Here is a 26,569-nt window from a genome sequence, read left to right as displayed (position 1 = left end):
CCGATTATTACGGCCGCAAGATTCCGATCTTGCTGGCGACTGCTTTATATACGGTCAGTTCGTTTGCTTCCATCTATGTGACTTCGATCGAGCAACTTTGGGTGATCCGTTTCTTCCAGGCTTTCGGAGGATGTGCCGGTGTTGTGGTCGGACGTGCAGCTGTGAACGATTTGTTTGTGAATGAACAACGGACGAAGGTATTCTCTTTATTGGTGATCATTTCAGGTATTGCTCCTGTCATTGCTCCGACTATCGGTAATTTGCTGTTGAAACAATGGCATTGGCACGGGGTGTTCAATACGATGGCACTGTTAGGTGCTTGTACCATTCTGTTGACCTGGATATTCCTTCCGAAAAGTAAATCGATGCCTTTACCCGAAGGGGTGAAAGCGAAGAAGCCTTCGTTGCGGGAAATGGTGAAAGGATATGTGCGAGTGATGAAAGTATGGCCGTATATGGTTTATACGATAATAGGCTGTATGGCTTACGGTGGTTTGATGGTATATGTTTCCAATGCTCCTTTCCTGATCATGGAAAAGGGCGGAATGTCGGGAGATACGTTTGCCATTATTTTTGCAGTCAATTCGTTGGGGTTGATGTTCGGTACCTATATTATTAATTTCTTCCTGAAATATATGACGTTGAAGAAACTGGTGAGATATACGCTTGTTTTTCAGTTGTTGATCGGGGTGTTGCTGGTGGTGACTTCGTTGGTGTCGACTTCTGTCGTGCCTTTACTGGTGTTGGTTTTCCTGAATCTGATCCCGATCGGATTGCTGCTACCGGCAACGACTTCGCTTGGTCTGGCTTATTTTAAGGAAGACAGCGGGGCAGCTTCGGCATTGATGGGATTCCTGCAATTGTTGTTTACCGGGATACTGTCGGCTGTGGTCAGTTTCCTGCAGAACAATTCAGTGGTACCGATGATGTGCGGGCTGTTCGTTTGCGGACTAACCTCTTTTATGTTGCTGTTTGTCGATACGCGGCGACGGTTGGCGATGATCAAAGTCCGTTCATGACAGGTCTTTCTTCAATAACGACCGGAATTGTTCGGGGGTACAGCCGCTTTGTTCCTTGAAGAAGCGGGTAAAATAGGATGCTTCGCTGAATCCCAGGCTGAACGCAATTTCCTTGAAGCTCGAAGCTCCGGAACTGATCATGCGTTTGGCTTCCAGTAATAGCCGTTGGTCTATCAGTTGTTTGACTGTGTGGCCGACGGCCTTTTTTGTCAGCTCGTTCATCCGTTTGTTGCTGAGGTTTACTTCGCAGGCGTAGAAGTCGGTGGATCGCTCGTTGATGTAATGCTTGTCTATCAGAGACAAGACTTTACTGACGCGTATATCCTGATCGATCCGGGTATCGGTGTATAATAATAACAGATGGGTGATCAAGGCGTGCATGTATGAATTAAGCAGGCTTTTCCGGTGCAACCCTTCATGTTCGGTGTAGATCAGATGGATGATTTGGCGGATAGCCGGAATTTCTTTCTCCGGGAGAAGAAGCATAGTCGGAAATGTATGATCCGCATACCTCTCGATATGAAGGCAGAGGCGCTCGAAATAATCGGGATCGATGGCGAACAGAAATCCTTTCTGATCTTTTAGTTTCAGTGTATGTACTTGTCCGGGACGAAGCAGGAAAAGCTGGTTGGCTTGCAATGGATATTCCACGAAGTCGATGCTGTGGCTTTCGTTTGTCCCCGTTTCCGTAAAGAATTGCAGTTCGTAGAAATTATGCCGGTGCGATCCCTGAAAATTCAAAGGCGCGCAGTTTTCAATCAGTTCGACGACGAAGAAGTCCGTTTCATCCAGGTTATGTACGGGAATATTATCTAAGAACATTTCACTATATTTTATCGCAAAGATAGCTTTTTAATCCTTATTTTTGTGTGGCATATCCTCCTGAAATATGAATGAAACAGTTCTCGAAAAACTTAAAATATTAGCTGAATCAGCTAAATATGATGTATCCTGTGCATCAAGCGGTACTTCCCGTTCCAAGAAAAGCGGAATGATAGGAAGTGCGGCCGGTTGGGGTATTTGCCATAGTTTTGCAGAAGACGGACGGTGTATTTCGTTATTGAAGATCATGCTGACCAATTATTGTATGTACGATTGTGCTTACTGCATCAACCGCCGGAGTAACGACCTGCCGCGGGCGACGCTCTCCGTTTCGGAGTTGGTCAATCTGACGATCGAATTTTACCGTCGTAATTATATCGAAGGATTGTTTCTGAGTTCGGGGGTTGTCAGGAGCCCGGATTATACGATGGAGCGATTGGTGCGTGCTATAAAGGATTTGCGTCTGATACACCGTTTCAATGGATACATCCACATGAAAAGTATTCCCGGTGCCAGTCAGGAACTGGTGAACGAGGCAGGTCTGTATGCCGACCGGTTGAGTGTGAACATCGAAATCCCAAATGAACAAAGCTTGCAGATACTTGCTCCCGAGAAAGACTTTAAGAGTGTCTTTGCTCCGATGCGCTATATCCAGCAAGGCGTTCTGCAGAGTTCGGAAGAGCGTAAGCGGTTCCGGCACGCTCCGCGTTTCGCCCCGGCAGGACAAAGCACGCAGATGATCGTAGGAGCGACAGCCGATACGGATAAAGATATCCTTCGTCTGTCGTCAGCTCTTTATCAGCGACCGACAATGAAAAGGGTGTATTATTCCGGCTTTATCCCGGTAAATGATTATGATACACGTCTCCCAATGCTGAAACAACCGCCGTTAGTGCGGGAAAACCGGTTGTATCAGGCCGACTGGCTGTTGCGCTTCTACCAGTTTAAGGTGGATGAGATCGTGAACGATGCCTATCCGGATCTCGATCTGGAGTTGGATCCGAAGTTATCGTGGGCGTTGCGTAATCCACAGGCATTCCCGGTCGATATCAATAAAGCGGATTATGAGATGCTCCTCCGTGTTCCGGGCATAGGAGTGAAGTCGGCTAAACTGATCGTTGTATCCCGGCGTTATGGTCGTTTGGGAGCCGAGCAATTAAAGAAAATGGGTATTGTGATGAAGAAGGCGCAATATTTTATCACCTGCAATGAATTGCCGATGTACACGGTAAATGAGCTGAAACCGGAGAATGTCCGCCATTTGTTATTACAAAAAGGCAGAAAGAAGATAGACGACAGGCAATTGACTTTACAGTTTCCGGAATAATATATGATAGTTTTTATATACGATAAGACTTTTGAAGGACTGCTCACAGCCGTCTTCGATGCGTATTCGCGTAAATCGTTTCCGGATGCGCTGGTGGTGGAAGGAGAGCCGTTGCCTCTGTTCTGTGAGGAAACGGTTACCATTTGTTCGGACAGCGAGAAAGCAGACCGGGTATGGAAAGGGTTGCAAAAGAAATTGTCGCAGACCTCGCTTTCAATGCTGACGGTGACCTGGTTGTCGGAATTGCCGGAGATAGATATGCTTCTGTTTCGTTATATCCGTAAAGCAGTCGATCATCCCCGGTCGATAGAGTTGAACTTCGGTGATCCGGATGTATTGGAACTGGCTAAAATATGGAAGAAGGTAAGTAACGAACGGCTTCGCAACATGCAGTTCTTCCGTTTTCAGAAGGCGGCCGACGGTACTTTCTTCGCGGCACTGGAACCTATATATAATGTATTACCCCTGATTATTCCTCATTTAAAGGATCGTTTTTCCGATCAGAAATGGCTGGTGTATGACCTGAAACGCGAGTATGGTTATTATTATGACCTGACGGAAGCTGTCGAAGTGCGTTTTGAACATAAGGAGGCCCATCTGCTTTCCGGTTTCCTTAGTGAAAGTATCATGGATAAGGATGAAAAGCTTTTCCAGAAAATGTGGAAGACTTATTTTAAATCGATCGCCATCAAAGAGCGGTTAAATCCGAAATTACATCGCCAGCATATGCCTGCCCGTTTCTGGAAATATATGACGGAAAAACAATAATGATAGCTTGTAAAAGTCCTTTCAGGAACCTCTGAAAGGATCAAATCATTGAAAAAATATTTTCAGAAGCTTCTGAAAGTACTAAATTATAAAAATGGAGCTTTCAGAAGTTTCTGACATATCTATGGGGTGTCGTAGGTTTACTTCTGCCAGATTTCCCACGCGGCGAATGCCTGAAGAAGCAACATTTCGAGTCCGTTCTTGACTATGGCTCCTTTTTCTTTTCCTTTCTTCATGAAAAGAGTTTCATCCGGGTTATACAACAAGTCGTATAACAGGTGATCGGGTGTGAGCAGATCGTAAGGAATATCCGGACAGTTGTTGATATTCGGGAACATTCCCAGCGGGGTCGTATTGACGATCACGGTGTATTGCTCCATTGTCCTGGCAGTAATCTCATCGTAAGTGATACAAAATTCTTTTGGTTTGCGTGAAACCAGCGTGGCTCCGACTCCCAACTGCTTTAAACCCTGGAAAACAGCTTTGGAGGCTCCGCCGGTACCCAGGATCAGTGCTTTCCGGTGTGTCTCGTTCAACAGCGGTTCGATCGATTGCTTGAACCCGATAATGTCGGAATTGTATCCTTTCAGCTTTTTACCGAAAAGGCCTTTGGTGAATTTTATCACGTTCACTGCACCGATCAGACGTGCGTCTTCATCCAGCTCGTCCAGATAGGGAATAACCTGTTCCTTGTAAGGGATCGTCACGTTCAGACCGTTTAAGTCCGGATTTTCTTTCAGTACTTTTTTGATATCCTTGATGTTCGGAATCTCGAAGTTGATATATTGAGCATTTATTTTTTCCGCCTCAAACTTCTGGTTGAAATAAGTTTTGGAAAACGAGTGCCCGAGTGGATATCCCAATAAACCATATTTCTGCATAGCCTTTTCTCTTTCTGTTTATTTCGTAGGGGTGTTTTGCGAACTACCCTTACAACCTGTGTATAATGAACAAATTCCAAAAGTAAAGGTGCGAACCCGTGCCTCGGAGAATCCCCGGCGAATGAGCAGTTCTTTCATAACCTTTCCTTGCGGAACTACTTTGATAGATGCCGGCAGATAGCTGTAAGCAGCCTTTTCTTTCGAAAATAACCGGCCTATGCATGGAATGATCGTCTTTGAATAGATCTGGTAAAGTTGTTTCATCGGAAAATGTTCCGGTGTGGAAAGCTCGAGGATCATCAGATGACCGCCGGGTTTCAATACCCGGAACATCTCTGCTATCCCCTGTTCGATATTTTCAAAGTTACGTACTCCGAATGCTGCAGTTACGGCGTCAAACGAATTGTCGGGGTAGGTGAGCGCCGTACAGTCCTGTTGTTCGAATGATATATATTCCGAGTAACCGGCCCGGGCCACTTTTTCGCGTCCGACCTGCATCATGCCTTCGGAAATGTCGGCCCCGATGATCTGCCGGGCTTTCAATTTGCGATGCATGGAAATAGCGAGGTCGCCGGTTCCGGTGGCGATATCCAGTATAGACTGCGGAGAAAAAGGACGCAGGAAGGCAATGCCTTTCCTGCGCCATATTTTATCGATTCCGAACGAGAGCGTATGGTTCAATAGATCATAGGTGCCTGCAATCGAGTCGAACATACGTCTGACTTGTGTGCTCTTCTGTTCTTCTCCGTTGTAAGGTAATATCTGTTCTGAACCGTACTTCATATGCTCTTATTTATTTTTCAGATACTCTGTTACGTTCTTTTCGATGCGGGCCAACAGATTGTCCGTATCGCCTTTTTCGAATTTTTCACCGGTGATATGTTCGAACAACTCGATGTAACGTTCGCTGATACCTTCGACGATAGCCGGAGTCATTTCCGGAACCACCTGTCCTGCTTTGCCCTGGAAACCGTTATCCATCAACCATTCGCGAACAAATTCTTTTGAAAGCTGTTTCTGCGGTTCACCTTTGGCGAAACGGTCTTCATAACCTTCGGAATAGAAGTAACGGGAAGAGTCGGGAGTATGGATTTCGTCGATCAGGTAGATTTTACCGTCACGGTGTCCGAATTCGTATTTGGTGTCAACCAGGATCAGGCCGCGCCCGGCTGCGATCTCTGTTCCACGTTTGAACAATTCCATTGTATATTTTTCCAGAACGGCGTAGTCTGCTTCAGAAACAAGTCCCTGTTTCAGGATTTCTTCTTTTGAGATGTCTTCGTCGTGAGCACCGATAGCAGCTTTTGTAGTCGGTGTGATGATTGGTTCCGGGAAACGTTGGTTTTCGCGCATACCTTCCGGCAGTTTGACACCGCAGATTTCACGAACACCGCTCTTATAAGCACGCCATGCACTTCCGCAAAGATAACCGCGTACGATCATTTCGACAGGGAAACCTTCGCACTGTACACCAACGGTAACCATCGGGTCGGGAGATGCCATTTTCCAGTTCGGGCAAATGTCGGTGGTTGCGTCAAGGAATTTGGCTGCAATCTGGTTCAACATCTGGCCTTTGTAAGGAATTCCTTCCGGTAATACTACGTCGAAAGCAGAGATACGGTCGGTTGCAACCATAACCAATACTTCATCGTTGATATTGTACACGTCGCGTACTTTACCATGATAAACACTCTTCTGTCCCGGAAAATTGTAATCTGTTTTAACTAACGCCTTCTTCATGACCAATTTATTTTTGATTATTTTCTGATAGTTTGTTGTTCTTTTCTATTGTTGTTTTAGGCGAGTGGGGCTTTGTCTCACTGCGTCGTTTATCGTCGAATTTGTCGTACGCTTCCACTATACGTTGTACCAGCTTATGACGGACGATATCTTTCTTGTCGAATTCGATCCTGCCGATCCCTTTCACTCCCTTCAGTATCTGCATGGCCTGCACCAGTCCGGAAGTGGCAGTAGGAGGAAGGTCTATCTGGGTGACGTCACCGGTGACGATCATTTTTGCGTTCATCCCCAGGCGGGTCAGGAACATTTTGATCTGGTGCGTAGTCGTATTCTGTGCTTCATCGAGGATAATTACGGCATCGTTCAGCGTACGTCCGCGCATAAAAGCAAGCGGAGCAATCTGGATGACGTTGTTCTCCATATATTCTTTGAGTTTTGCTCCCGGTATCATATCCTGCAAAGCATCGTAAAGAGGCTGGAGATACGGATCGAGCTTGTCTTTCATCTCTCCCGGCAGGAAGCCCAGTTTCTCTCCGGCTTCAACGGCGGGACGGCTCAGGATGATCTTCCTGATCTCTTTATTTTTTAATGCTTTGACGGCAAGAGCGATAGCAACGAATGTCTTACCTGTCCCGGCCGGACCGGTGGCAAATACAAGGTCGTTCTCTTCAAAAGCCTTAACGAGCAGTTGTTGGTTTTCGGTACGGGCAACGATCGCTTTACCATTCATACCGTGAATGATCAGGTTCTCCTGTTTAACGACTGTCGGAGCCTTTCCTTTGATAATGTCGAGAATCACATCTTCTGTCAGGGAGTTGAACTCTTCACAGTATTTTTCAACTTCGCGGATTTTCTTCAGGAATAGCTCGGACTCATCTTCATCACCGATTACTTTCATCACATTTCCGCGGGCTACGATGCGAAGTTTCGGAAACAACGTTTTTATCAGTTGCATGTTCGCATTATTCACTCCGTAAAAAATAACCGGGTCTACACTTTCAAGAATATATATTCGTTCTATCATCCGTTCTTTTCCTTTTTCCTTATAGTTTTAATGTTCTATCCTGCTTTTTATTCAGGTACGCAAAATTAGTAATATTCTTAATCCGTTGGTACGGACTGACGCTTTTTATTTACTATTGTAGAAATACATTTGAATAATTGTCCTATTTTTGTATTCATAATATAGTAAAAAGATGATGAAAAAGATACTTGGTTCAGTGCTGATCTTATTGGCAGCCTTGTCGGTAGCAGCGCTCCCTTCTTGTAAAGAAAAACGTGGTGAGTTGAAAACCATCTGGTATAACGGTAGTTATAATCGTGATTTTAATGATTTGAATGATGTTCAGCTGGCGGTAGCACAAAAGATTGGTATCGAGCCTATCAGCAACCGGGAAGAGGCCGAACATGCATCCAGGAAAATGAAAGAGATCAAAACCAACGATTATTATGAGGTGGAAGAACTGAAACATTCTATTCCTTACCTTATTCCTGAAGCAGCAGATTTGCTGGAAGATATCGGTCGCAACTTTCAGGATTCACTCTACAATCTGAATGCTTCTTTGTATAAGTTGAAAGTAACGAGTGTTACCCGTACTGTCGACGATGTCAAGAGACTGGGGAAACGTAACTACAATGCCTCCATGAACTCTGCCCATCGCTATGGAACTACCTTTGATGTTTCGTGGGTACGCTATACTAAGATTGATGAAAAAGATACACTGAATATCGACAACGACCGTTTGAAAATGGTACTTGCGTCAGTGCTTCGCGATCTGAAACGAGAAGACCGCTGTTATATAAAGCACGAACGCAAGCAAGGATGTTTTCACATTACTGTACGGAAATAAGGTTGTCGATCACCTTTTTTAGCTCATGTTTGGGAAGTGTACCCAGCATGAGTTCTTTCGTTCCGTCCATTTTACACAGAAGAAGTGTCGGTATTGTGCGGATGTTGAACGCTGTCTCCAACTCTTCTTCGTTATCTACGTTTACTTTGTAGATATATAATTGTCCTTCATAAGTCTGTGCAAACTCTGCCAGTATCGGGTCCAGGCGTTTACAATAACCGCACCAGGGTGCCTGGAAATCTACGATACAAGGTTTATCTCCTATATATTTCCAGTCTTTTGAATCAGCTTCAAAATTACCAACTTTCTGAATGAATTCTGCTTTTGTCAGTTCTATGGGTTTCATATGCTTTTTGTTTTAATTGATGATGCAAAGTTACATCGGATAGGTGAGCTATGAAATGGCAATATGACTTATATTATTGTCAATTTTCCGGAAGTAGTCTTTAGGGCTTTTTCTTGTTGTGCATGGCTGCATCTGACAGGAACGACAGTATCGTTTGTTTATGTGGACCTTCCAGTAGTATATAAATCAGTTCGGCGAATTTGATGGGTATCATTTCATTCTTCACCTCTTTTTCAAGTTTGCGATATAAATGGATGGAGTCGAAAAAGCTTCGGAATACTTTCTCTTTAGGGATAATATGTACCTCCTGGCAAGAGGCCAGTTTCTGTTGTTCGTTTAAGATACCGGTTATTCCGGGTAGTTTGAGAATATATTGTGCAGTCCATTGATTGAAAAATAGGGCTAGCATGGAATAGTTCTGATTACCGATGAGCTCCGAGGAGAAATAGGCTCCCGGAGCAATAAGGCACATTTCGCCTTCCTGTACGGATAGTTCGGAACCGTTATTCATCAGATGAAGCGTTCCTGATACTACATATACAATAGAGTGATGTGTCAGGAAAGTGCGGATGTTTTCCCGATTAGACCTGGCTGAATGTTGTAATACTTTAAAATTCTCTACTTCTCCGTTAAAAATACGCATGTGCTTTAAAAGATCCGGCAAGATAAAGTTCTCCACTGTCATCCTCTGCCTTTTGTGTTTACGATTCTGTCAAAGATAAGTCTTTTCCTTCTAAAACGATAATGCTGTGAGTGTTAGAATCTCTTATTTTTTTAGAGAAAAAGTATATTCATTACAATTAGAACAGCTGGATAAGAAGTAAACCAAGCAATACAGAAACGCCGGTCGCGATCAGTCCGGGGACCATAAATGAGTGATTTAATATGTATTTCCCGATATGGGTCGTTCCTGTACGGTCAAAATTGATGGCAGCCACTACGGTCGGATAGTTCGGAATGAAAAAGTAACCGTTTACGGCGGGGAAAAGAGCGATCAGCATATAAGGCGATATTCCCAATGCAATACCTAAAGGCAGCAGGGCGCGTACAGTCGCCGCCTGGCTGAACAACAGGATAGACATCAGGAAAAGGGCGATACCGAATAGCCAGGGCATTTCAGTAACGATCTGTTCGATAGAGCCTTTCAGCTCCGCCATATTCCCTCCGATAAATGTATCCCCCATCCAGGCTATACCGAAGATAGCAACGACAGCCTGCATACCCGCTGAAAAGACAGAACCTTGAACGGCTTTGATCCCATCGGTTTTGGTAGCCAGCAGAATAATGGCGGCTGCCGATAACATCAATATTTCAATAATGTAAGCCATAGACAATGAAGTCCCGTTAAATACCGGACGGATGCTTTCGATAGAACCGAACAGGATAATACCGATCGTAGCCAGGATAAAAATGGCAACCGACCAGGCAGCCGCCTTCTTGTTATTTACGTCCTTCAATTCATATTTCTCTGTCTTGAACTCTCCTTCGGCGATACGTCTTTTGAATTCGGGATCGTCTTCCAGGTCTTTGCCGACATGGAGGGAGTAAAAAGCTCCGGCCAATACGCCTGCCAGCGTACAGGGGACGGAGATCATCAAGATATTGATTAAGCTTATATCGAATCCGTGTCCAGCCAGCATACTCAGTAAAGCTACGGTTGCAGCGGAGATCGGGCTGGCGGTAATAGCTTGCTGTGAAGCGATCACGGCAATACCCAGCGGACGTTCGGGACGTATTTTTGTTTCAGTTGCCACCTCGGCGATCACCGGAAGTACGGAATAAGCGACATGGCCGGTTCCGGCAATAAACGTAAAAATGTAGGTGACGAGCGGACTTAATATTGTAATTTTTGAAGGATTCTTCCGAAGGAGTTTCTCGGCCCATTTAACCATTAGGTCCAGCCCTCCTGCAGCTTGCATACAGCTGGCAGCAGCGATGACAGCTACGATCATCAACATCACATCGATAGGAGGAGAAGTCGGCTCTAGGCCAAAAACAAAAGTCAGCACAGCCAAACCAAGACCTCCCAGTACGCCCAGTCCGATACCGCCCAGACGGGCACCAATAATAATAGCAATTAATACGAATGCAAGTTGAATCAACATGTTCTATAACTTCTTAATGTAGATTTAGTTTGTAAAGGCTACAAATTTAATTATTTTTGCTGCGCTAAGAACTACAAATACATTTAAAATGCGCATGAAAAGATTCAATTCCCTAATTTTAGTCGCGTTATTAGGACTGGTAACTAACTTATCGGCCCAGGTCCGCAGTGAATTCCTGTTGGAAAAGAACTGGAAGTTTACTCGCGAAGATAACTCTGACTTTATCAAACCCGCTTTCGACGACAGTAAGTGGCAATCCGTGACGGTTCCGCACGATTGGGCCATCTACGGTCCGTTCAGCTCCCAGAACGACAAGCAGGAAGTGGCTATTTCACAGGATGGTCAGAAAGAGGCCATGGAACATGCCGGTCGTACAGGAGGTCTGCCTTTTGTCGGTGTGGGTTGGTACCGTACCCAGTTTGAGGTGCCCCAGTTTGCCGACGGGAAGAAGGCTACGATCCTGTTTGACGGGGCGATGAGCCACGCCAAAGTATATATCAACGGACAGGAAGTCGGTTATTGGCCGTACGGATATAATTCTTTCCATTTTGATATTACAAAGTATCTGAAACCGGGACAGAAGAATACGCTGGCTGTCCGCCTGGAAAACCTGCCGGAATCTTCCCGCTGGTATCCCGGTGCCGGCCTCTACCGTAACGTGCATGTCATTGTGACGGAAGATGCCCATATCCCGGTTTGGGGAACATTTGTAACGACTCCAACCGTCAGCAAAGAGTTTGCCAAGGTGAATGTAAATACGAAAGTAAACTTGCCGGAAGGTGCCGATCCGAAGCAATATGCTGTCAAGACCAGCCTGGTAAACCCGAACGGGGAAAAGCTGGTCGAGTCTACAATGCCGTTGACGGATATCAAGTATAATAACGGTACGGTCGACCAGGAATTTATCGTTCATACCCCGACGCTCTGGTCGCCGGATATGCCCGCCCTCTATGTAGCCGAAAGCCGTCTTTACAAGAACGGAACGGAACTGAAAGATGAATATTCGACCCCGTTCGGTATTCGTTCGATCGAGATTATTCCGGGTAAAGGCTTCTTCCTGAATGGAGAAAAGACCGTGTTTAAAGGCGTATGTAACCATCACGACCTAGGTCCGTTGGGAGCTGCCGTCAACGATGCGGCTATCCGTCGTCAGATCCGTATCCTGAAAGAGATGGGATGTAATGCGATCCGTACGTCTCACAATATGCCGGCTCCCGAGTTGGTTCGTGCCTGCGACGAAATGGGTATGATGCTGATGGCCGAGAGCTTCGACGAATGGAACGTGGCTAAATGTAAGAACGGTTACAACCTGTTCTTCGACGAATGGGCTGAAAAAGATATGGTCAACCTGCTCCATAACTTCCGCAACAATCCGAGTATCGTTATGTGGTGTATCGGTAACGAAGTACCTAACCAGTGGCGCGAAGGCGATGCCAAGATAGCCCGCTTCCTGCAGGATATCTGCCATCGCGAAGATCCGACCCGCCCGGTTACCCAGGGGATGGATGCCCCGGATGCTGTTGTGAATAATAACTTTGCAGCCGTGATGGAAGTGGCCGGTTTCAACTACCGTCCGTTCAAATATCAGGAAAATTATAAAAAACTGCCGCAGGAGATCATTCTGGGAAGTGAAACGGCTTCGACGGTAAGTTCACGCGGCGTTTATAAATTCCCGGTTGAACGTAAGGCGATGGCGGTCTACGACGATCACCAGAGCTCTTCTTACGATGTGGAACATTGCGGCTGGTCGAACCTGCCGGAAGACGACTTTATCCAGCATGAAGACCTGCCGTATTGCATCGGCGAATTCGTATGGACCGGTTTCGACTATCTGGGCGAGCCGACCCCGTATTACACCAACTGGCCAAGCCACAGCTCCCTGTTCGGTATCATCGACCTGGCAGGTATCCCCAAGGATCGTTACTACCTGTACCGTAGCCATTGGAACAAGGCGGAAAAGACGTTGCATATCCTGCCTCACTGGACATGGCCGGGACGCGAAGGCGAAGTCACTCCGGTATTCGTTTACACCAACTATCCTTCAGCCGAGCTTTTCATCAACGGAAAGAGTCAGGGCAAACGTACGAAAGATCTGACGATCGGCATCGACAGCAGCTATACCGAAGCCGCTCAGAAAAGTTTCGAACGTCAGAAACGTTATCGCCTGATGTGGATGGATACCAAATATGAACCGGGAACAGTGAAGGTGGTTGCCTACGATAAGGATGGCAACGCCGTAGCTGAAGAAGAAGTGCACACTGCCGGCAAACCTCACCATATTGAACTGAGTGCCGACCGCACCAATCTGACAGCCGATGGTAAGGACCTTTCATTCATCAACGTACGGGTAGTAGATAAGAACGGTAACCTTTGTCCGGATGCCACCAACCAGATTAAGTTCAACGTGCGTGGTGCCGGAACATACAAAGCGGCAGCCAACGGTAACCCTGCCAGCCTCGAGTCTTTCCAGGCACCGCAGATGAAACTCTTCAGCGGCCAACTGACAGCAATTGTACAAACGGAAGAAACTCCGGGAACGATTTACTTTGAAGCATCCTCTCCGGGTGTCAAGAGTGCACGGATAGAGTTGATCAGCCGGTAAATGGCGTTTCAAAAGATATCTGGAAGGTGAACAGATATTATTAAATAAAAAGAGTCCGGCACAATGTCGGACTCTTGCTTTTTATAAGGTTAGCTTGGTATAACCGGATTCACCGGAGAACCATCATAATTAAGCCAATCAAAGATAATAGGGTCTCCTACGCCGATGTCATCCAAACCTTCATTGATTACTACCGAATAATTGTAGATGCGTCCACCGATAAAATTAGTCGTACTGAGAGTCTGAGCTGTAGAAGTCTTGCCGCTGATTGTGAACAGAACCTGTATAGTACTTTGTTGCGGATAGATTTTTATAGGAATAGAAACTTCAGTCGTTGGTGTCAGATTAATTCCGGATGCCGGATGCAGTGTTACTGTACTTAATCCATTAGTACAGGTTACATGTCCATTACTCAGATCGACAGTTGCTTTACTTGTTGATGAAGAGTTTACCAATGGCAAAGAATTCGTCGAAATAAGCGTAATGTCAGTCAGTGTGGCTGCATTATCTGTAAAAGCATCTTGTTTAAGTTTAACCTTCAGGTTGATAATCGCAAATACACGAAACATCTGTATACTAGCTGCTATATTACCTTTGGTAGCTTGTCCTATACCTCGCATGGAGTCATTCTCTTCTTTAAGTGACTGAACCGTTTTCTTACCATCTTGCCCTGAAATATCAGGAAGTTCGACAGAGGTGTAACTGGTAGCTGTACCTGCCGGATAATAAGCATAAAAATTATGAGTTCTTATGGCATCAGCAAAATACCACTGTTCGAGGGCGCTTGGGGGTGTCCAGGTTCCTTCGGTAGCTCCTCGTGTATAAGCAATTGATGCCGTGGATGTATTACCATCTCCTTTAACGGCAATATCTGAAAAGATAGCGATTTGGTCACCTTGTGCCCAAGTCGTTTTTACTGCACGTGTATCAATCTGCTGGATATCCGCCAACTCTGGTGAGAAACTTACTGGGGTTAACGTATTGTCAATCCCTGGCTCACACTCTTCTTTAGTGCAACTGCTCCCTATAAGCAGGCTCATGGATAAAATGGAATAAACAATCTGTTTCATAGCGGAATAATTAATTTGTGAAACTTATTATTAAAACATTTGATTAAAATGAAAGTTTATCCCAAATTGAGTTTTAACATGTTTATTGTTGTTTTTTATTGTTAATAAAGTGGTCCTTTTTAACTATTGGTAATATTACCCAATGCATCGAATGTAACCTCCGTGCTCTGTCCGTTATGATCGACGGTGAAGGTGTAGAAGGTGCCGGCGGCCTCGAGCTTTACGGTGATGGATTGGATCGTGTCGTTAGCGTAGCCGGTAGACTGGAAGCTGTTCATAATGACGGCCGGAACATCCTGTTCGGCAATCTGGTATGTGGTGCTTTGCCACCTGTAATCCTTATTCAACTGCGCGATCTTGTAGACTTGTCCGTCCAGCATATTTAGGATATACCCTTCGCTGTTGTTCTGTATATCCAGTAAGATGCAGGTGGCGAAGGTTAGGTTCATCAGGTTGTGTACAGGATCGGGGATAACGATCGGGGCATCCTCGTTCCCTTTGTCGGGGACTGCTTTGATCAGGTTGCCATACCCGGAATAATACAGATCCATGTCGCTGTCCGCCTTTTCGGCCTCGATCTTATAGATAACCGCCATGCTGTCGCGGTGGATGGTGTAGCTGTCGTCTACTTTCCAGCCGGCGTAAAGCCCGTTGTCGAAAGCCGTTGTAACAGGCTGGGGTAGCTGGTTGAAAGGAGTGTCGGCCTTATCCATCATCCACTTGCCCTGGTCGGTGAGCCACGCTTCGGTAGAGACGCCGTTGTTGTTGAATTCGGCTACATAATAATTGCCCTCGATGGTGAAGATCGGATTGGAGGCGTCCGGATATTTCTTGTTGAAAGCCTGCATGACAGGCTCGGTCGGTTCGATCGCGTCTTTGTGGTCGTCGTCGTTGTTGTCGCAAGCCGTCGTGAATAAAGCCATTCCGGCGATCAGGCAAAATAAGATTGATCTTGTGTTCATACGTTTATTGTTTAGCGATTAATACATTGTGTAATTGTGTTGGTTAATAACAACCCTGCCGTTCGGAATGTTCTGCGTAAAACCGAACACAGTGTCCGATATTGAACACTATACCTTTCCGGCTAACGGCACATATTCAGCCTGTTAGCTTTTTGGCACGGAGTTTGCCTTTACCGGGGCAGAACATAAAAACAATACTAAATATGGACAGAGAGATATCGAAAGCAGAACAAAGGAAAGAACAACGCAAGCAACTGATAAAGATCGGTGCCGGTGTAGGAACTGGCATCGCCCTGATCGTCGTTGTCATCTCTTTTCTGCAAACCAGCCTGAACCGTAAGGACTTGAGCATATCTACCGTAGATAAAGGCGTAATAGAAGTATCCGTCAGTGCCTCCGGCAAGGTGATCCCGGCCTTTGAGGAAATCATCAACTCGCCGATCAACTCCCGCATCGTCGAGATATATAAGAAGGGGGGCGACTCCGTCGATATAGGCACGCCCATCCTCAAACTCGACCTGCAAAGCGCGGAGACAGACTACAAGAAACTCCTCGACGAAGAACAAATGAAACGCCTGGAACTCGAAAAGCTACGCGTCACCAACCACAGCAAACTCTCCGAAATGGAGATGAAACTGAAAGTCTCCCGTATGGAACTCGACCGTAAAGCCGTGGAACTCCGCAACGAACGCTATCTCGACAGCCTCGGCGCCGGCACCACCGACAAAGTCCGCCAGGTGGAACTCGACTACAACGTCAGCCAGCTCAAACTCAGTGAGGACGAACAGAAATACATCAACGAACAAGCCCTCACCGACGCCGACCTGAAAGTGAAGGAACTCGAACTCAACATCTTCCGCAAAGGCCTGGCCGAAACCAAGCGGACCCTCGACGATGCCCAGATCCGTTCCCCCCGTAAGGCCATCCTTACGTATGTGAACAACGAGATCGGCTCGCAGGTAGGGCAGGGCACGAAGGTAGCCATCGTCTCCGACCTCTCGCACTTCAAGATCGAGGGCGAGATAGCCGACACCTACGGCGACCGTATCGCAGCCGGCAGCAAAGCCGTTGTCAAGATCGGTAGCGACAAGCTCGATGGAACCGTCAGCGACGTAACGCCTCTCTCCAAGAACGGCGTGATCTCCTTCACCGTGCAGTTGGAGGAAGACAGCCACCGCCGCCTCCGCTCCGGCCTGAAGACAGACGTCTACGTGATGAATGCCGTTAAGGATGATGTTATGCGCATCGCCAACGCCTCCTATTATGTCGGTAAAGGCGAGTACGAGCTCTTCGTCGTCAACGGCGACCAGCTATTAAAGCGCAAAGTGCAGCTCGGCGACAGCAACTACGAATACGTAGAAGTAGTCAGCGGCCTTGAACCTGGCGACCAGGTGATCGTCTCCGACATGGCAAACTATAAAGACAAGAACAAACTCAAAATAAAATAACGTCCCGTAGGGGCGGTTTGCGAACCGCCCCTACACAAGCAACAACACTATGCTCAAACAATACCTCAAACAAGCCCTGAACATGCTGCGTGAGAATCCCCTCATCAGCGTGATCTCCATACTCGGAACGGCCCTTTCGATCGCCATGATCATGATCGTTATCCTGGTCTTCCAGGTGCAGTCGGCCAGCTTCGTGCCCGAGGTGAACCGCGACCGTATGCTCTATGTGGAGCAAGGAACCGAGGTAAAGACCAGGAACAGCTGGAGCAGAGGAAATATGTCTGTCGAAGCCGTCCGCGAATGCTTCTATTCGTTAAAGACGCCCGAAGCCGTGTCTGCCTGGTTCACGATCTCATACCCCTTGTCGCTGCCCGGCAAGCAGATGTTTAAGACATACAGTATCTTCTACACCGACCCGGGTTTCTGGAAGGTCTACGCCTTCTCTTTCCTGGAAGGCAAGCCGTTTACGGAAGCCGACTTCAGCTCCGGCATACCCCGGGCCGTTGTTTGCGAGAGTGTGGCGAGGACGTTGTATGGCACAGTGCAGGTAGTGGGAAAGCCGGTCATCATCGACCGCCAGCCCTTTACGATCTGCGGAGTGGTGAAAGACGTCAGCCGCGCTGCCGACACCTCTTACGGACAAGTCTGGACGCCCTACACAACCAATCCGATGGTACTCAATATGGCCTACCTCGAGAATATGTCGGGTGCTTTCAACACCTGCCTGCTGGCTCGCGACGCCGGCGACTTCGAGGCCATCCGCCAGGAACTGAAAGGGCAGATCGCCCGGTATAACTCCACCAAGCAGGAGGCGGAGATCCACTTCTTCCACAACCCGATCACCCGTTTCGACAAGGCTATCGGTACGATCGGACAGGTCAAAGTCGAACTGAAGGACTACCTTGCAGAGATGGGCGGCCTGCTGCTCTTCCTATTGCTCGTTCCGGCACTCAACCTGATGGGCGTGACGCAATCGGCCGTACAGAAACGCCGCGGAGAGATGGGCGTCCGCAAGGCATTCGGGGCAACCTCCGGTGTACTCGTCCGCCAGGTTCTTTATGAAAACAGCGTGACGACCCTGTTGGGCGGTGCGATCGGCCTGATCCTTTCGTTCCTGCTTTTGCCGGTCTGCCGCGACTTCCTGCTGGCCAGTGCCGATACGACGTTGCAAGGCGATATGCTGTTCAAGCCCGGTATTTTCCTCATCGCCCTGTTGTTCTGCCTGTTGCTTAACCTGCTTTCCGCCGGGATACCCGCCCTGCGCATCGCCCGTGAACAGATAGCTGGATCGTTGAAAGGAGAAGGTCCGGCAGATAATTAACCCTATAAAAGACGAAACGAAAATGATAAAGCATATACTGAAGATAATCTGGAACCAGCGGCGCAGCAACGGCTGGATCTTTGCCGAACTCCTGGTCGTTGTCGGTATCCTGTGGGTCATGATGGACTCGCTGCTGGTGGATAAGTACACCTACTACCAGCCCCTGGGATTCAATATCGATAACGTTTATAAAGTGCAGTTGGCCGTCATTATGCCGGGCACTCCGGGGTATGTCGAAGACTCGCTGATCGCCACCCGGCCAGGGGAGGATGTGCTGCGTCTGGTCGATAACATCCGCCAGGAAGACAAGGTGGAGGAAGTGTCCCTGTCCCACGTTGGCTGTGTCTATACAGAGAACCGTGCCTGGTCGACACTCTACCGTGCCGATGCCGATACGTTCGTCAAGGCCGGCTTCCGCCAGTCTACCGTCACCCCCGAGTATTTTACCGTGCTGCGGATGAGAGACAAAGAGGGCAAGGAACTAGCCCCGCTCATCGGGCAACAGACAGGGTGTGTTATTTCCGCAGATATGGAGCGTGCTTTCTACGGGGAGAAGGGTTCGGCCCGCGGGCAGTCTATCAAATTCCATCCCGATAATACGGATGAGATGCCTGTCCTGGCGGTGTCCGGTTCCGTCCGCGAGTCGGAGTATAAGGAGAGGTTGCCTTTCTTTTACCTGATACCCATCCGGGAGCAAATGCTCAGGGAGATTGAGAAGAACCAGCCGCAGGCAGTCGATTGCCTGGTGCGGATGAAACCCGGTTTCCGGGCAGAAGACATGGAAGCTTTCCTGCAAGGAATGGGCGAACGGCTGACAGTCGGCAATGTCTACGTCTCGAGCGTCGTCCCCCTCAGTGAGATGAGAAGCCAGATATTGAAAAGCCGCGAAGACAATATGAAGAAGAAAACCGCCCTCGTTGGCTTCATGCTTATCAACGTATTCTTCGGTATCATCGGTACCTTCTGGCTGCGCACGCAGGCCCGGCAGGGCGAAATGGGGCTCCGCATCGCCCTGGGATCGAACCGTAGCCAGCTCAGCCGGCTGATGAACCTGGAAGGGCTCGTCCTGCTCGGCCTCACCATCCCGTTCTTGCTGGTCTTCATCTTAAACATGCTTTACTTCGACCTGCCCGATACCGTACGTCTCCCTTATACCTGGTGGCGTTTCGCCCTCACCTTCGGGGGAGCCTATCTGCTGATGGGCGGCATGATCTGCCTCGGCATCTGGTTCCCGATACGCAAATCCATGAAGATGAAACCGGCGGAAGCGTTGCATTACGAATAACGAATTAATTAATAACGAACATAAATATCAAACATCATGATCAAGTTAACAAACCTCGAGAAGATCTACCGCACGAAGGAGATCGAAACAGTTGCCTTAGAGAACGTAAACCTGGAAGTACAGAAAGGTGAATTTCTCAGCATTATGGGCCCTTCCGGTTGCGGAAAATCGACCCTGCTGAATATCATGGGCCTGCTCGATGCCCCTACCTCGGGCCATATCGAGATCGACGGTACCGACACTATCCGCATGAACGACAAGCAACTCGCCGCCTTCCGTAATCAGAAGCTCGGCTTTGTCTTCCAGTCGTTCCACCTGATCAACTCGCTCAATGTGCTCGACAATGTGGAACTGCCTCTGCTCTACCGTAAGGTATCCTCTTCTGAACGCCGCAAGGCAGCCGAAGCCGTTCTCGAGAAGGTAGGCCTGAGTCATCGCATGCGTCACTTCCCGACACAGCTATCCGGCGGACAGTGCCAGCGTGTAGCCATCGCCCGTGCCATCGTGGGTAACCCCGACATTATCCTGGCGGATGAGCCGACCGGTAACCTCGACTCGAAAATGGGTATCGAAGTCATGGAAATCCTCCACAAACTCAATAAGGAAGACGGCCGCACCATCGTCATGGTAACCCACAACGAAGCACAAGCACAGCAAACCAGCCGCACGATCCGCTTCTTCGACGGACGACAGGTTCAGTAGGAGCGGTGCGCGAACCACCTCCTCCCCGTTAGCGAGGCTACATCACCCGGGAGGGACGGGCTTCCTCCCCCTCTAAGGTGATGGTTCACCGCAAAGTTATACGGTATACTGCTGCGTATATATGCGTTGTTAAATCGCAAATATATGCTGTGATGTACCGCATAGCTTTGCGGCATACCCTTACCTTAGCGGGTGTGACATCCTCACTACCGTTGGTGAGGCATGCCTACCCTTCCGGGGGAGGGAGTCTCTATAGTACGGTAAAGGTCATCGCTGCCAGCCGGGGGTTCTTATAAAGCCGGTAGGATGGATTGAATTGGGTGTTGATGATCGCTTCCCATTTGCCGGCTGTGAATGGAATTACAGGAGTGAAGCACAGGCGCACGGAAGAGTTAATGATCAGGTCTTTGGCTGTAAGGAAATATTCTTCACCTGTTTCAAGGCTACGGATGGTGAGGCCCACTTCCGGCTGGTCGCCCATCAGTTTCATCCGGGAGCCGTAGATGGAAACGTGCGGATGATCGCCGGCCGGGATTTGGTTGTAAGGGCTTTCGTCGTCGTTGCTGCGAGGTTCGATGGCCAGGCTGATATACTGGGGACGGGGGCAGTTGACGTTGGTACTCAGTCCGATGTTTTCGGCCGGGATGTGCGACGTCACCTGATGCAGGCGGGGTGAAGGACGGAGTTTGGTTGTGATGGTATGTTTCTCCGGATCGAACTTTTCATACTCCGACTCGAAGGGTCCGTTGATGGTGAGTTCGGTTTTGCCGAGTCCGAAGTCGACGTTGTAGCCGTCCTCGGTTGCTTTATATATTTCGCTGACCATTATGCGGAAGGAGGTCAGGAGGGTGTCTTTGCGGAAGGAACACCCTGATTTTACAAGTCGGTTGGCAATATCTTCATCATTGAGGGTGTTGCGTACGACAACATTGGCCTTGTAGGCCTTTACTCCGGGCAGATAACTTTTGCTGATGCGGAATAAAACTCGTCTGGGGGGGATATTTATCAGCTGCGATTTCGGAAGTTCTTTATCCATACTGTGTGTCGATTTAATGTTTGGCGGCAAAGGTAAGATATCTATCGCAATAATTCCGTACATTTGTTCTTGTCGATCAATAAATACACTGTTAGAGATATATCGTCCCTTCTTTCCCGGCCGAGGTGCTTATTACCCTCGTCTTCAGGGGCTGGGAGCTGGCGGTCTGCGAGAAAGAGTGAGTCGTCGTATCCGATTGTTTTTGCATGGCAGTTGTCCGTTTCTGCCGCCCGATGGTGTTCGATACCGGAACGAGTGTTCAGTATCGAACACTGTCGTGTTTTGGCTATCTGTTTATTATCAGTGGTTTACGGTTGTGGCACGGCATTTGTAAAAGGATCGTCGTAACAAATAATACATCTAGTAATGTTCAAACAATACCTCAAACAAGCCTGGCAGCTGATGAAGCAGAATCGCTTCTTCAGCTTTGTCTATATCCTCGGGACGGCGTTGGCCATTTCGCTGGTGATGGTGATGGCTATCGTGTATTATCTCCGGACGGCGGATATCGCACCGGAGAACTGCCGCAGCCGTTTGCTTCTCCTAGGCAGTACCTCCGTAACAGAGAATAAGGAAGATGGGTCGACCTACAACTGGTCGCTGTCTTATAAAGACGCGAAGGAGTGCGTCTACGGCCTGACCTCGCCGGAGAAAGTCACCGTCTGCATTAAGACACAGGACTTACGGAGTGTGATGGGAAACGTATACGTGCAGTTGCCCGGTAGCCAGGATCGTTACCGGATCGCCCTCCTGGGGACCGACGGCGACTTCTGGCAGGTGTTCGACTTCCCTTTCATCGACGGGAAACCGTATACCGACGAAGATTTCCGGAGCGGCATGCGGCGTATCGTCATCAGCGAAACTTATGCCCGCAAACTGTTTGGCACGGCGGAAGCGTCCGGCAAGGCTCTCTTATTGAACAACAACGAATACCGTGTGGCCGGCGTGGTGAAAGACGCCTCGCTGATCATGCAGCTGACCTATGCCGATATGTGGATACCGTTTACTTCCGTCCCCGCCATCACCGACATGGGGCAGATAGAAGGTGCTTCCGGCCCGTTGCAGGCCTACCTGCTTGCGCATAACACCTCCGATTTCGAAAAGATACGGAAGGAACTGGATCAGGCACGCCTGAAGTATAACGGCTCGCTTGCTGATTATCATCTGAAGCCAATACACCTCGGGACGAATAAACAGAATGAGATATGGAAGCTCGACTACTGGTCGTCGTATGAGGAGATCATCCGCCGTTACCTGCTTATCGCCCTGGTCTTCCTGCTTGTCCCGGCCATCAACCTGACGGGGCTGATCTCGTCGCGTATGCAGGAGAGGATCGAAGAACTGGGATTGCGGAAAGCCTTTGGGGCCCGTTCAGGCGCGCTGATCGTGCAGGTCCTTACCGAAAACATGTTGTTGACCTTCCTCGGGGGTATGGTCGGTCTGTGTGTCTCTTACCTGCTGGTGATCGGGCTGCGCAACTTCCTGCTGGGGGGTATCCGTTACTCGGTGATGGCCGCCGATGTCAACCTCTCGCCCGGTATGCTGCTGAACCTGCCGCTTTTCTTCTCCGCCCTGGGGATCTGTATGATACTTAACCTGCTGTCGTCGTTGCTACCGGTCTGGAAGGCCGCCCGCCGCCCGATAGTAGAGTCTATTAACGATAAATAACTGCTGCTATGATAGCTCATCTTTTTAAACTGATATGGATACAACGGAGCCGGAATGTGTGGATCGTGCTCGAACTGTTTGTCGTCTCCGCACTGATGTGGTTCATTGTCGATTACCTGACGGTGATGGGTATCACTGCCTCCACGCCGACGGGTTTCGATATCGATCATACGTATAAGGTCACGCTGGCCGTTACACAGGAGTGGGAAAACAACCATGTCGCCTACCCGGAAGACAGTCCTGAACCCTGGCTCAACATGCAGCGGATCGTTGCCCGCCTGCGCGAACATCCCCAGGTGGAGAACGTGAGTGTCGGCAGCTGGCATTTCCCTTACTGCCGCAGCAATATGAACAACCGGTTTGCCCACGACTCGCTCCACACCTCCATCGATGTGCTGAAGGTGACGCCTGACTATTTCCGTGTGTTCCGTGTATCCGGCAGCGACGGAAACCCGGAGATGCTCGCCGCTGCCATTTCACGCGGCTACGTCGTTAGTGAAGAGGTGGAGAAGAGACTCTTCCCCGGTTCTTCGGCCGTGGGACAACGAATTACCGCTAACGGTGACGAGGATGAGGATGGCGAGGCGGTGACGGAGACGTTCCCGATTGCCGGTGTGACCTCCCTGATGAAAAGGACGGAGTTCTCCCGTCCGGCCCGTTTCATCTTCTACCCGTTGGAAGAAAGGGAGTTGGCGGGGCAGTCCGAAACGATGCTCTGGCGGATGGTGGAGATCTGTTTCCGTGCCCGCGCCGGGGTCGGTGCCGACTTTGCGGAACGTTTCGCCAAAGAGATGCGCGCACAGTTGTCGGTAGGCAATTACTACCTCTCGGAGATCACGCCGATCAGCGATTTTCGCGACGAGCAGCTGCAATGGGTCTATGATCCGATGCGCTACCGGATCGGCTTCTCGATCTTCTTCCTGATCAATATCTTCTTGGGAGTGATCGGCACGTTCTGGCTGCGGATAGAGAAACGGAGGTCGGAGATCGGGCTGCGCATGGCGGTCGGTTCGAGCCGTCGACAGGTGTTGCGGCAGATGATGGGAGAGGGGATCGTGCTGTTGCTGGCGGCTTATGTCCCTGCCATGCTTTTGTGTCTCAACTTGTCTAAAATGGATTTACTTTCGGCGGACTATATGGATGCGACGCCGCTTCGCCTGTTGCTGAACACGGTAGTCACCTTTATGCTCCTGGTTGTCGTCGTTTGCCTGGGAACGTGGTATCCCGCCCGCCGCTCCTCGAAGATCGAACCTGCCGAAGCCCTGCATTACGAATAATGAATAATAAACATAACTAACATGTTCAAACAATACCTCAAACAAGCCTGGCAGCTGATGAAGCAGAATCGCTTCTACAGTGCCATCTATATTATCGGTACCGGCCTGGCTATCTCGATGGTGATGGTGATGGCTATTGCCTACCACATCCGTACGGCCGACATGGCACCGGAAGTGAACCGCGACCGCACGCTCTATCTCAACCGCCTTCAATACACAAAGGGGAAGAGTACCAGCGACTTCTTCTTCGGCACCCGTGTCGTCCGGGAATGTCTTTACACACTGACTACAGCCCAGGCCGTAGCCACCGCCACCGACCCGACGCTCTCTTCCCTCTTGCTCGGCGACAATTATGCCGACCTGCCCGGTGGAGGCAATCCGCTGAAGGTGTCGATGATGGCTACCAACGATGGCTTCTGGCAGGTCTTCCGCTTCCGTTTCCTAGAGGGGCAGGGGTATGATGCCGCCGATTTCACGTCGGGGATCAACAAGGCGGTGATCTCCGTTTCGACCGCCAGGAAGCTGTTCGGCGAGACGAATGTAACAGGCCGCCCGTTTCTGCTCAACGATACGGAATATACCGTGAGCGGCGTTGTGGCAGACGTGTCGGGTATTACCCCTTCGGTCTGTGCCGATCTCTGGATACCTTATACCACGTTCGCAGCCTTCGACGAGACCGGAAAAGGGGAGCGTGATGTATCCATCGGTTTCCTTTGCGCCTATATCCTGCCCCGCGACGGTGTCACCCAAAAGGAGATGGCCGGTGAATTGGATGAGGCGCTGCGCCGCTATAACTCCACCCTGCGCGACGGAAAGATCGTACTGACCGCCCCGCTCGACTCCCATGGGGAGCATGTCGTGCGACAGTTTATCATGAACGGTGTCGGGACGAATGTAGGCAGTGGAGGCGAGGTGCGCTTCATTTACACCGCGCTCGGCCTGCTGGTATTCCTTTTCCTGCTTATTCCGGCCCTTAACCTGTCGGGGTTGAACGCCTCACACATGCACGACCGCATCCCCGAACTGGGTGTACGGCAGGCTTTCGGGGCACGCAAATCGGGGCTCTTCCTGCAGGTATTGGTGGAGAATATGTTGCTGATGTTGCCCGGTGGAATCATGGGGCTCGTCTTCTCTTATATCCTGGTGATGCTTTTCCGGAAACTGCTGCTGGCTTCGGGCATAATCTCCCTCTTGATGGGAAACACCGACATGGTGCTGACGCCGGGAATGCTGATTAACCTGCCCGTCTTCTTCTATGCTTTTCTGGTGTGCCTGGTACTCAATATCCTCTCGTCGATGATACCTGTCTGGCGTGCCGTCCGTGTGAATATAACAGATGCCCTGAACAGTTAATAAATGAATGCTATGCTGAAACATATCCTTAAACTTATCTGGACCCAACGCCGCAACAATGTGTGGGTCTTTATCGAACTGCTGCTCGTCTTCGTACTCCTCTGGCGTTCGCTCGACAGCCTGCTGATGCAGGGCATAACGGCTTTCCAGCCCGAAGGCGTCTCTGTGGAAAATGTCTATAAGGTGACGCTGGCCATGCGTCCGTCTACCAGTTCTTCCTATATTACTTATGAGAAGGGAAGCAACGAGCCGGGTACCAACCTGCTGCGTATCATCGACCGCCTGCGCGAACATCCCGATGTCGAGTCGGTTGCCATCAGCGATACTTATTCCCTGCCTTTTACTTATTCCAACAACAACCGTTCGCTCTTCAACGATTCGATCGGCAAGCAGGCGCTGATCTATACCGTCACGCCCGATTACTTCCGTGTGTTCGATATCCGGACCGCCGACGGACAAAGTCCCGAACGCCTGGCAAAGCAGCTTTCCGAAGGTCTCGTTATCAGCCAGACCCTGGCTACCGGTATTTTTGGAGATGAAGATCCCGTGGGCCGGAAAGTGACCTACGAGAAGGGCGACTCGACCTTCCGGCATGTCTCCGCCGTCACCGCTCCTATAAAGAAGAAAGGGGTCGATCAACCGCAGGAGGCTTTCTTCGAGTACTTGAAAGAGTCGAACATATACCGTGCCTCTGAACAGGAGCTGACGACCTTTGCGATCTGCTTCCGTACCCGCTCCGGCGTGGAAGGTTCCGCCAATTATGCCGACCGTTTCAAGAAGGAGATGAAGCAGTCGCTCTCGGCCGGCAATTTCTGGCTGGCCGATGTGCAGTACTACGCCGACCTCCGTTCTCACTTCCTCGACAACTCGATGGAGATGAACGGGCGGCGTCTGACGATGGCGATCAACCTCTTCTTCCTGGTCAACGTCTTTCTGGCCGTGATCGGTACCTTCTGGTTCCGTATCAGCCGCCGGCGCGGGGAACTG

General features: G+C 49.3%; 24 protein-coding genes. 13 read left to right on the top strand and 11 right to left on the bottom strand.

The genetic code is table 11. The features are described 5' to 3' along the window. On the top strand, window positions 1-1,019 hold a 1,019-nt coding region (locus QZ076_RS17830), incomplete at its 5' end, for an MFS transporter (RefSeq protein ID WP_293715549.1). Here QZ076_RS17830 and QZ076_RS17825 read toward each other — a convergent pair. Continuing rightward, window positions 1,014-1,841 (bottom strand): AraC family transcriptional regulator, encoded by an 828-nt coding sequence (locus tag QZ076_RS17825; protein ID WP_293715546.1) that lies wholly within the window; start codon window positions 1,839-1,841, stop codon window positions 1,014-1,016. The two genes, QZ076_RS17830 and QZ076_RS17825, sit on opposite strands and share 6 nt — an antisense overlap. A gap of 67 nt (window positions 1,842-1,908) precedes the next feature. Between QZ076_RS17825 and QZ076_RS17820 the strand changes: the two genes are divergently transcribed. Together QZ076_RS17820 and QZ076_RS17815 are read left to right on the top strand one after the other, a co-directional pair. Next, window positions 1,909-3,168 (top strand): putative DNA modification/repair radical SAM protein, encoded by a 1,260-nt coding sequence (locus QZ076_RS17820; RefSeq protein ID WP_293715543.1) that lies wholly within the window; start codon window positions 1,909-1,911, stop codon window positions 3,166-3,168. 3 nt (window positions 3,169-3,171) lie between these two features. Beyond that, window positions 3,172-3,936, top strand: a complete 765-nt coding sequence (locus QZ076_RS17815) for a TIGR03915 family putative DNA repair protein (protein ID WP_293715541.1) — start codon at window positions 3,172-3,174, stop codon at window positions 3,934-3,936. 140 nt (window positions 3,937-4,076) lie between these two features. Here the strand turns inward: QZ076_RS17815 and QZ076_RS17810 are convergent, their stop codons facing one another. From QZ076_RS17810 to QZ076_RS17795, 4 genes are read right to left on the bottom strand one after another with little or no spacing between them, the layout of a single operon-like run. Beyond that, entirely contained in the window at window positions 4,077-4,817 is a 741-nt protein-coding gene (locus QZ076_RS17810; RefSeq protein ID WP_293715539.1) for a shikimate dehydrogenase, read from the bottom strand. 18 nt (window positions 4,818-4,835) lie between these two features. Beyond that, window positions 4,836-5,600 carry a bifunctional demethylmenaquinone methyltransferase/2-methoxy-6-polyprenyl-1,4-benzoquinol methylase UbiE gene (ubiE, locus tag QZ076_RS17805; RefSeq protein WP_293715537.1) on the bottom strand — a complete coding sequence of 255 codons (765 nt, stop codon included), beginning with the start codon at window positions 5,598-5,600 and terminating at the stop codon, window positions 4,836-4,838. A 6-nt stretch (window positions 5,601-5,606) separates the two neighbouring features. Further along, complete coding sequence (locus QZ076_RS17800) at window positions 5,607-6,557, bottom strand: phosphoribosylaminoimidazolesuccinocarboxamide synthase (protein WP_129732420.1); 951 nt, start codon at window positions 6,555-6,557, stop codon at window positions 5,607-5,609. A gap of 7 nt (window positions 6,558-6,564) precedes the next feature. After that, window positions 6,565-7,581 (bottom strand): PhoH family protein, encoded by a 1,017-nt coding sequence (locus QZ076_RS17795; protein ID WP_293715534.1) that lies wholly within the window; start codon window positions 7,579-7,581, stop codon window positions 6,565-6,567. A 175-nt stretch (window positions 7,582-7,756) separates the two neighbouring features. Here QZ076_RS17795 and QZ076_RS17790 point away from each other — a divergent pair, with 175 nt between their 5' ends. After that, window positions 7,757-8,407, top strand: coding sequence for a DUF5715 family protein (locus tag QZ076_RS17790; RefSeq protein WP_293715558.1), 651 nt, complete (start codon window positions 7,757-7,759; stop codon window positions 8,405-8,407). Here the strand turns inward: QZ076_RS17790 and QZ076_RS17785 are convergent. From QZ076_RS17785 to QZ076_RS17775, 3 genes are all read right to left on the bottom strand, one after another. Beyond that, a complete protein-coding gene (locus QZ076_RS17785; protein ID WP_293715532.1) occupies window positions 8,391-8,753 on the bottom strand; it encodes a thioredoxin domain-containing protein in 363 nt (120 codons plus the stop codon). The genes QZ076_RS17790 and QZ076_RS17785 overlap by 17 nt on opposite strands. A gap of 100 nt (window positions 8,754-8,853) precedes the next feature. Then, window positions 8,854-9,438 carry an AraC family ligand binding domain-containing protein gene (locus QZ076_RS17780; protein ID WP_293715530.1) on the bottom strand — a complete coding sequence of 195 codons (585 nt, stop codon included), beginning with the start codon at window positions 9,436-9,438 and terminating at the stop codon, window positions 8,854-8,856. A 115-nt stretch (window positions 9,439-9,553) separates the two neighbouring features. Next, on the bottom strand, window positions 9,554-10,858 hold the full coding sequence (locus QZ076_RS17775) for an anaerobic C4-dicarboxylate transporter (protein ID WP_293715528.1): 1,305 nt from the start codon (window positions 10,856-10,858) through the stop codon (window positions 9,554-9,556). A 94-nt stretch (window positions 10,859-10,952) separates the two neighbouring features. Between QZ076_RS17775 and galB the strand changes: the two genes are divergently transcribed. Then, on the top strand, window positions 10,953-13,460 hold the full coding sequence (gene galB, locus QZ076_RS17770) for a beta-galactosidase GalB (RefSeq protein WP_293715525.1): 2,508 nt from the start codon (window positions 10,953-10,955) through the stop codon (window positions 13,458-13,460). A gap of 89 nt (window positions 13,461-13,549) precedes the next feature. Here galB and QZ076_RS17765 read toward each other — a convergent pair whose 3' ends face one another. Continuing rightward, entirely contained in the window at window positions 13,550-14,410 is an 861-nt protein-coding gene (locus tag QZ076_RS17765; RefSeq protein WP_293715522.1) for a fimbrillin family protein, read from the bottom strand. Between the two features lie 239 nt (window positions 14,411-14,649). Continuing rightward, entirely contained in the window at window positions 14,650-15,492 is an 843-nt protein-coding gene (locus QZ076_RS17760; protein ID WP_293715519.1) for a PepSY-like domain-containing protein, read from the bottom strand. A gap of 203 nt (window positions 15,493-15,695) precedes the next feature. Between QZ076_RS17760 and QZ076_RS17755 the strand changes: the two genes are divergently transcribed. From QZ076_RS17755 to QZ076_RS17740, 4 genes are read left to right on the top strand one after another with little or no spacing between them, the layout of a single operon-like run. Further along, the gene (locus QZ076_RS17755; RefSeq protein WP_293715513.1) at window positions 15,696-16,940 is read left to right on the top strand and encodes an efflux RND transporter periplasmic adaptor subunit; all 1,245 of its coding nucleotides are present in this window, start codon (window positions 15,696-15,698) and stop codon (window positions 16,938-16,940) included. 49 nt (window positions 16,941-16,989) lie between these two features. Further along, window positions 16,990-18,261, top strand: a complete 1,272-nt coding sequence (locus QZ076_RS17750; protein WP_293715510.1) for an ABC transporter permease — start codon at window positions 16,990-16,992, stop codon at window positions 18,259-18,261. A gap of 22 nt (window positions 18,262-18,283) precedes the next feature. Next, window positions 18,284-19,546 (top strand): FtsX-like permease family protein, encoded by a 1,263-nt coding sequence (locus tag QZ076_RS17745; protein ID WP_293715507.1) that lies wholly within the window; start codon window positions 18,284-18,286, stop codon window positions 19,544-19,546. 36 nt (window positions 19,547-19,582) lie between these two features. After that, entirely contained in the window at window positions 19,583-20,248 is a 666-nt protein-coding gene (locus tag QZ076_RS17740) for an ABC transporter ATP-binding protein (RefSeq protein WP_293715504.1), read from the top strand. 250 nt (window positions 20,249-20,498) lie between these two features. Here QZ076_RS17740 and QZ076_RS17735 read toward each other — a convergent pair whose 3' ends face one another. Continuing rightward, window positions 20,499-21,284, bottom strand: a complete 786-nt coding sequence (locus QZ076_RS17735; RefSeq protein WP_293715501.1) for a DNA-binding domain-containing protein — start codon at window positions 21,282-21,284, stop codon at window positions 20,499-20,501. A 366-nt stretch (window positions 21,285-21,650) separates the two neighbouring features. Between QZ076_RS17735 and QZ076_RS17730 the strand changes: the two genes are divergently transcribed. The 4 genes from QZ076_RS17730 to QZ076_RS17715 form a co-directional block, all read left to right on the top strand. Beyond that, entirely contained in the window at window positions 21,651-22,952 is a 1,302-nt protein-coding gene (locus QZ076_RS17730; protein ID WP_365326185.1) for an ABC transporter permease, read from the top strand. 8 nt (window positions 22,953-22,960) lie between these two features. Next, on the top strand, window positions 22,961-24,229 hold the full coding sequence (locus tag QZ076_RS17725) for an FtsX-like permease family protein (RefSeq protein WP_293715498.1): 1,269 nt from the start codon (window positions 22,961-22,963) through the stop codon (window positions 24,227-24,229). Window positions 24,230-24,250: 21 nt separating this feature from the next. Next, a complete protein-coding gene (locus QZ076_RS17720) occupies window positions 24,251-25,582 on the top strand; it encodes an ABC transporter permease (RefSeq protein WP_365326181.1) in 1,332 nt (443 codons plus the stop codon). Window positions 25,583-25,594: 12 nt separating this feature from the next. Beyond that, a partial coding sequence (locus QZ076_RS17715; protein ID WP_293715495.1) for an ABC transporter permease occupies window positions 25,595-26,569 on the top strand: 975 nt, incomplete at its 3' end.

The organism is uncultured Parabacteroides sp. (assembly GCF_905196875.1).
Lineage (GTDB): Bacteria > Bacteroidota > Bacteroidia > Bacteroidales > Tannerellaceae > Parabacteroides.
Note: the sequence above shows the minus strand (reverse complement) of the source record. Positions and strands in the feature narration are given on the sequence as shown.

Coding starts and splice junctions, on each gene's coding strand:
- QZ076_RS17790 (WP_293715558.1), top strand. CDS start 7,757: ATGAAAAAGATACTTGGTTCAGTGCTGATCTTATTGGCAGCCTTGTCG.
- QZ076_RS17810 (WP_293715539.1), bottom strand. CDS start 4,817: ATGCAGAAATATGGTTTATTGGGATATCCACTCGGGCACTCGTTTTCC.
- QZ076_RS17735 (WP_293715501.1), bottom strand. CDS start 21,284: ATGGATAAAGAACTTCCGAAATCGCAGCTGATAAATATCCCCCCCAGA.
- QZ076_RS17800 (WP_129732420.1), bottom strand. CDS start 6,557: ATGAAGAAGGCGTTAGTTAAAACAGATTACAATTTTCCGGGACAGAAG.
- QZ076_RS17730 (WP_365326185.1), top strand. CDS start 21,651: ATGTTCAAACAATACCTCAAACAAGCCTGGCAGCTGATGAAGCAGAAT.
- QZ076_RS17745 (WP_293715507.1), top strand. CDS start 18,284: ATGATAAAGCATATACTGAAGATAATCTGGAACCAGCGGCGCAGCAAC.
- QZ076_RS17755 (WP_293715513.1), top strand. CDS start 15,696: ATGGACAGAGAGATATCGAAAGCAGAACAAAGGAAAGAACAACGCAAG.
- QZ076_RS17785 (WP_293715532.1), bottom strand. CDS start 8,753: ATGAAACCCATAGAACTGACAAAAGCAGAATTCATTCAGAAAGTTGGT.
- QZ076_RS17750 (WP_293715510.1), top strand. CDS start 16,990: ATGCTCAAACAATACCTCAAACAAGCCCTGAACATGCTGCGTGAGAAT.
- QZ076_RS17780 (WP_293715530.1), bottom strand. CDS start 9,438: ATGACAGTGGAGAACTTTATCTTGCCGGATCTTTTAAAGCACATGCGT.
- QZ076_RS17825 (WP_293715546.1), bottom strand. CDS start 1,841: ATGTTCTTAGATAATATTCCCGTACATAACCTGGATGAAACGGACTTC.
- galB (WP_293715525.1), top strand. CDS start 10,953: ATGAAAAGATTCAATTCCCTAATTTTAGTCGCGTTATTAGGACTGGTA.
- QZ076_RS17815 (WP_293715541.1), top strand. CDS start 3,172: ATGATAGTTTTTATATACGATAAGACTTTTGAAGGACTGCTCACAGCC.
- QZ076_RS17760 (WP_293715519.1), bottom strand. CDS start 15,492: ATGAACACAAGATCAATCTTATTTTGCCTGATCGCCGGAATGGCTTTA.
- QZ076_RS17740 (WP_293715504.1), top strand. CDS start 19,583: ATGATCAAGTTAACAAACCTCGAGAAGATCTACCGCACGAAGGAGATC.
- QZ076_RS17775 (WP_293715528.1), bottom strand. CDS start 10,858: ATGTTGATTCAACTTGCATTCGTATTAATTGCTATTATTATTGGTGCC.
- QZ076_RS17795 (WP_293715534.1), bottom strand. CDS start 7,581: ATGATAGAACGAATATATATTCTTGAAAGTGTAGACCCGGTTATTTTT.
- QZ076_RS17725 (WP_293715498.1), top strand. CDS start 22,961: ATGATAGCTCATCTTTTTAAACTGATATGGATACAACGGAGCCGGAAT.
- QZ076_RS17820 (WP_293715543.1), top strand. CDS start 1,909: ATGAATGAAACAGTTCTCGAAAAACTTAAAATATTAGCTGAATCAGCT.
- QZ076_RS17720 (WP_365326181.1), top strand. CDS start 24,251: ATGTTCAAACAATACCTCAAACAAGCCTGGCAGCTGATGAAGCAGAAT.
- ubiE (WP_293715537.1), bottom strand. CDS start 5,600: ATGAAGTACGGTTCAGAACAGATATTACCTTACAACGGAGAAGAACAG.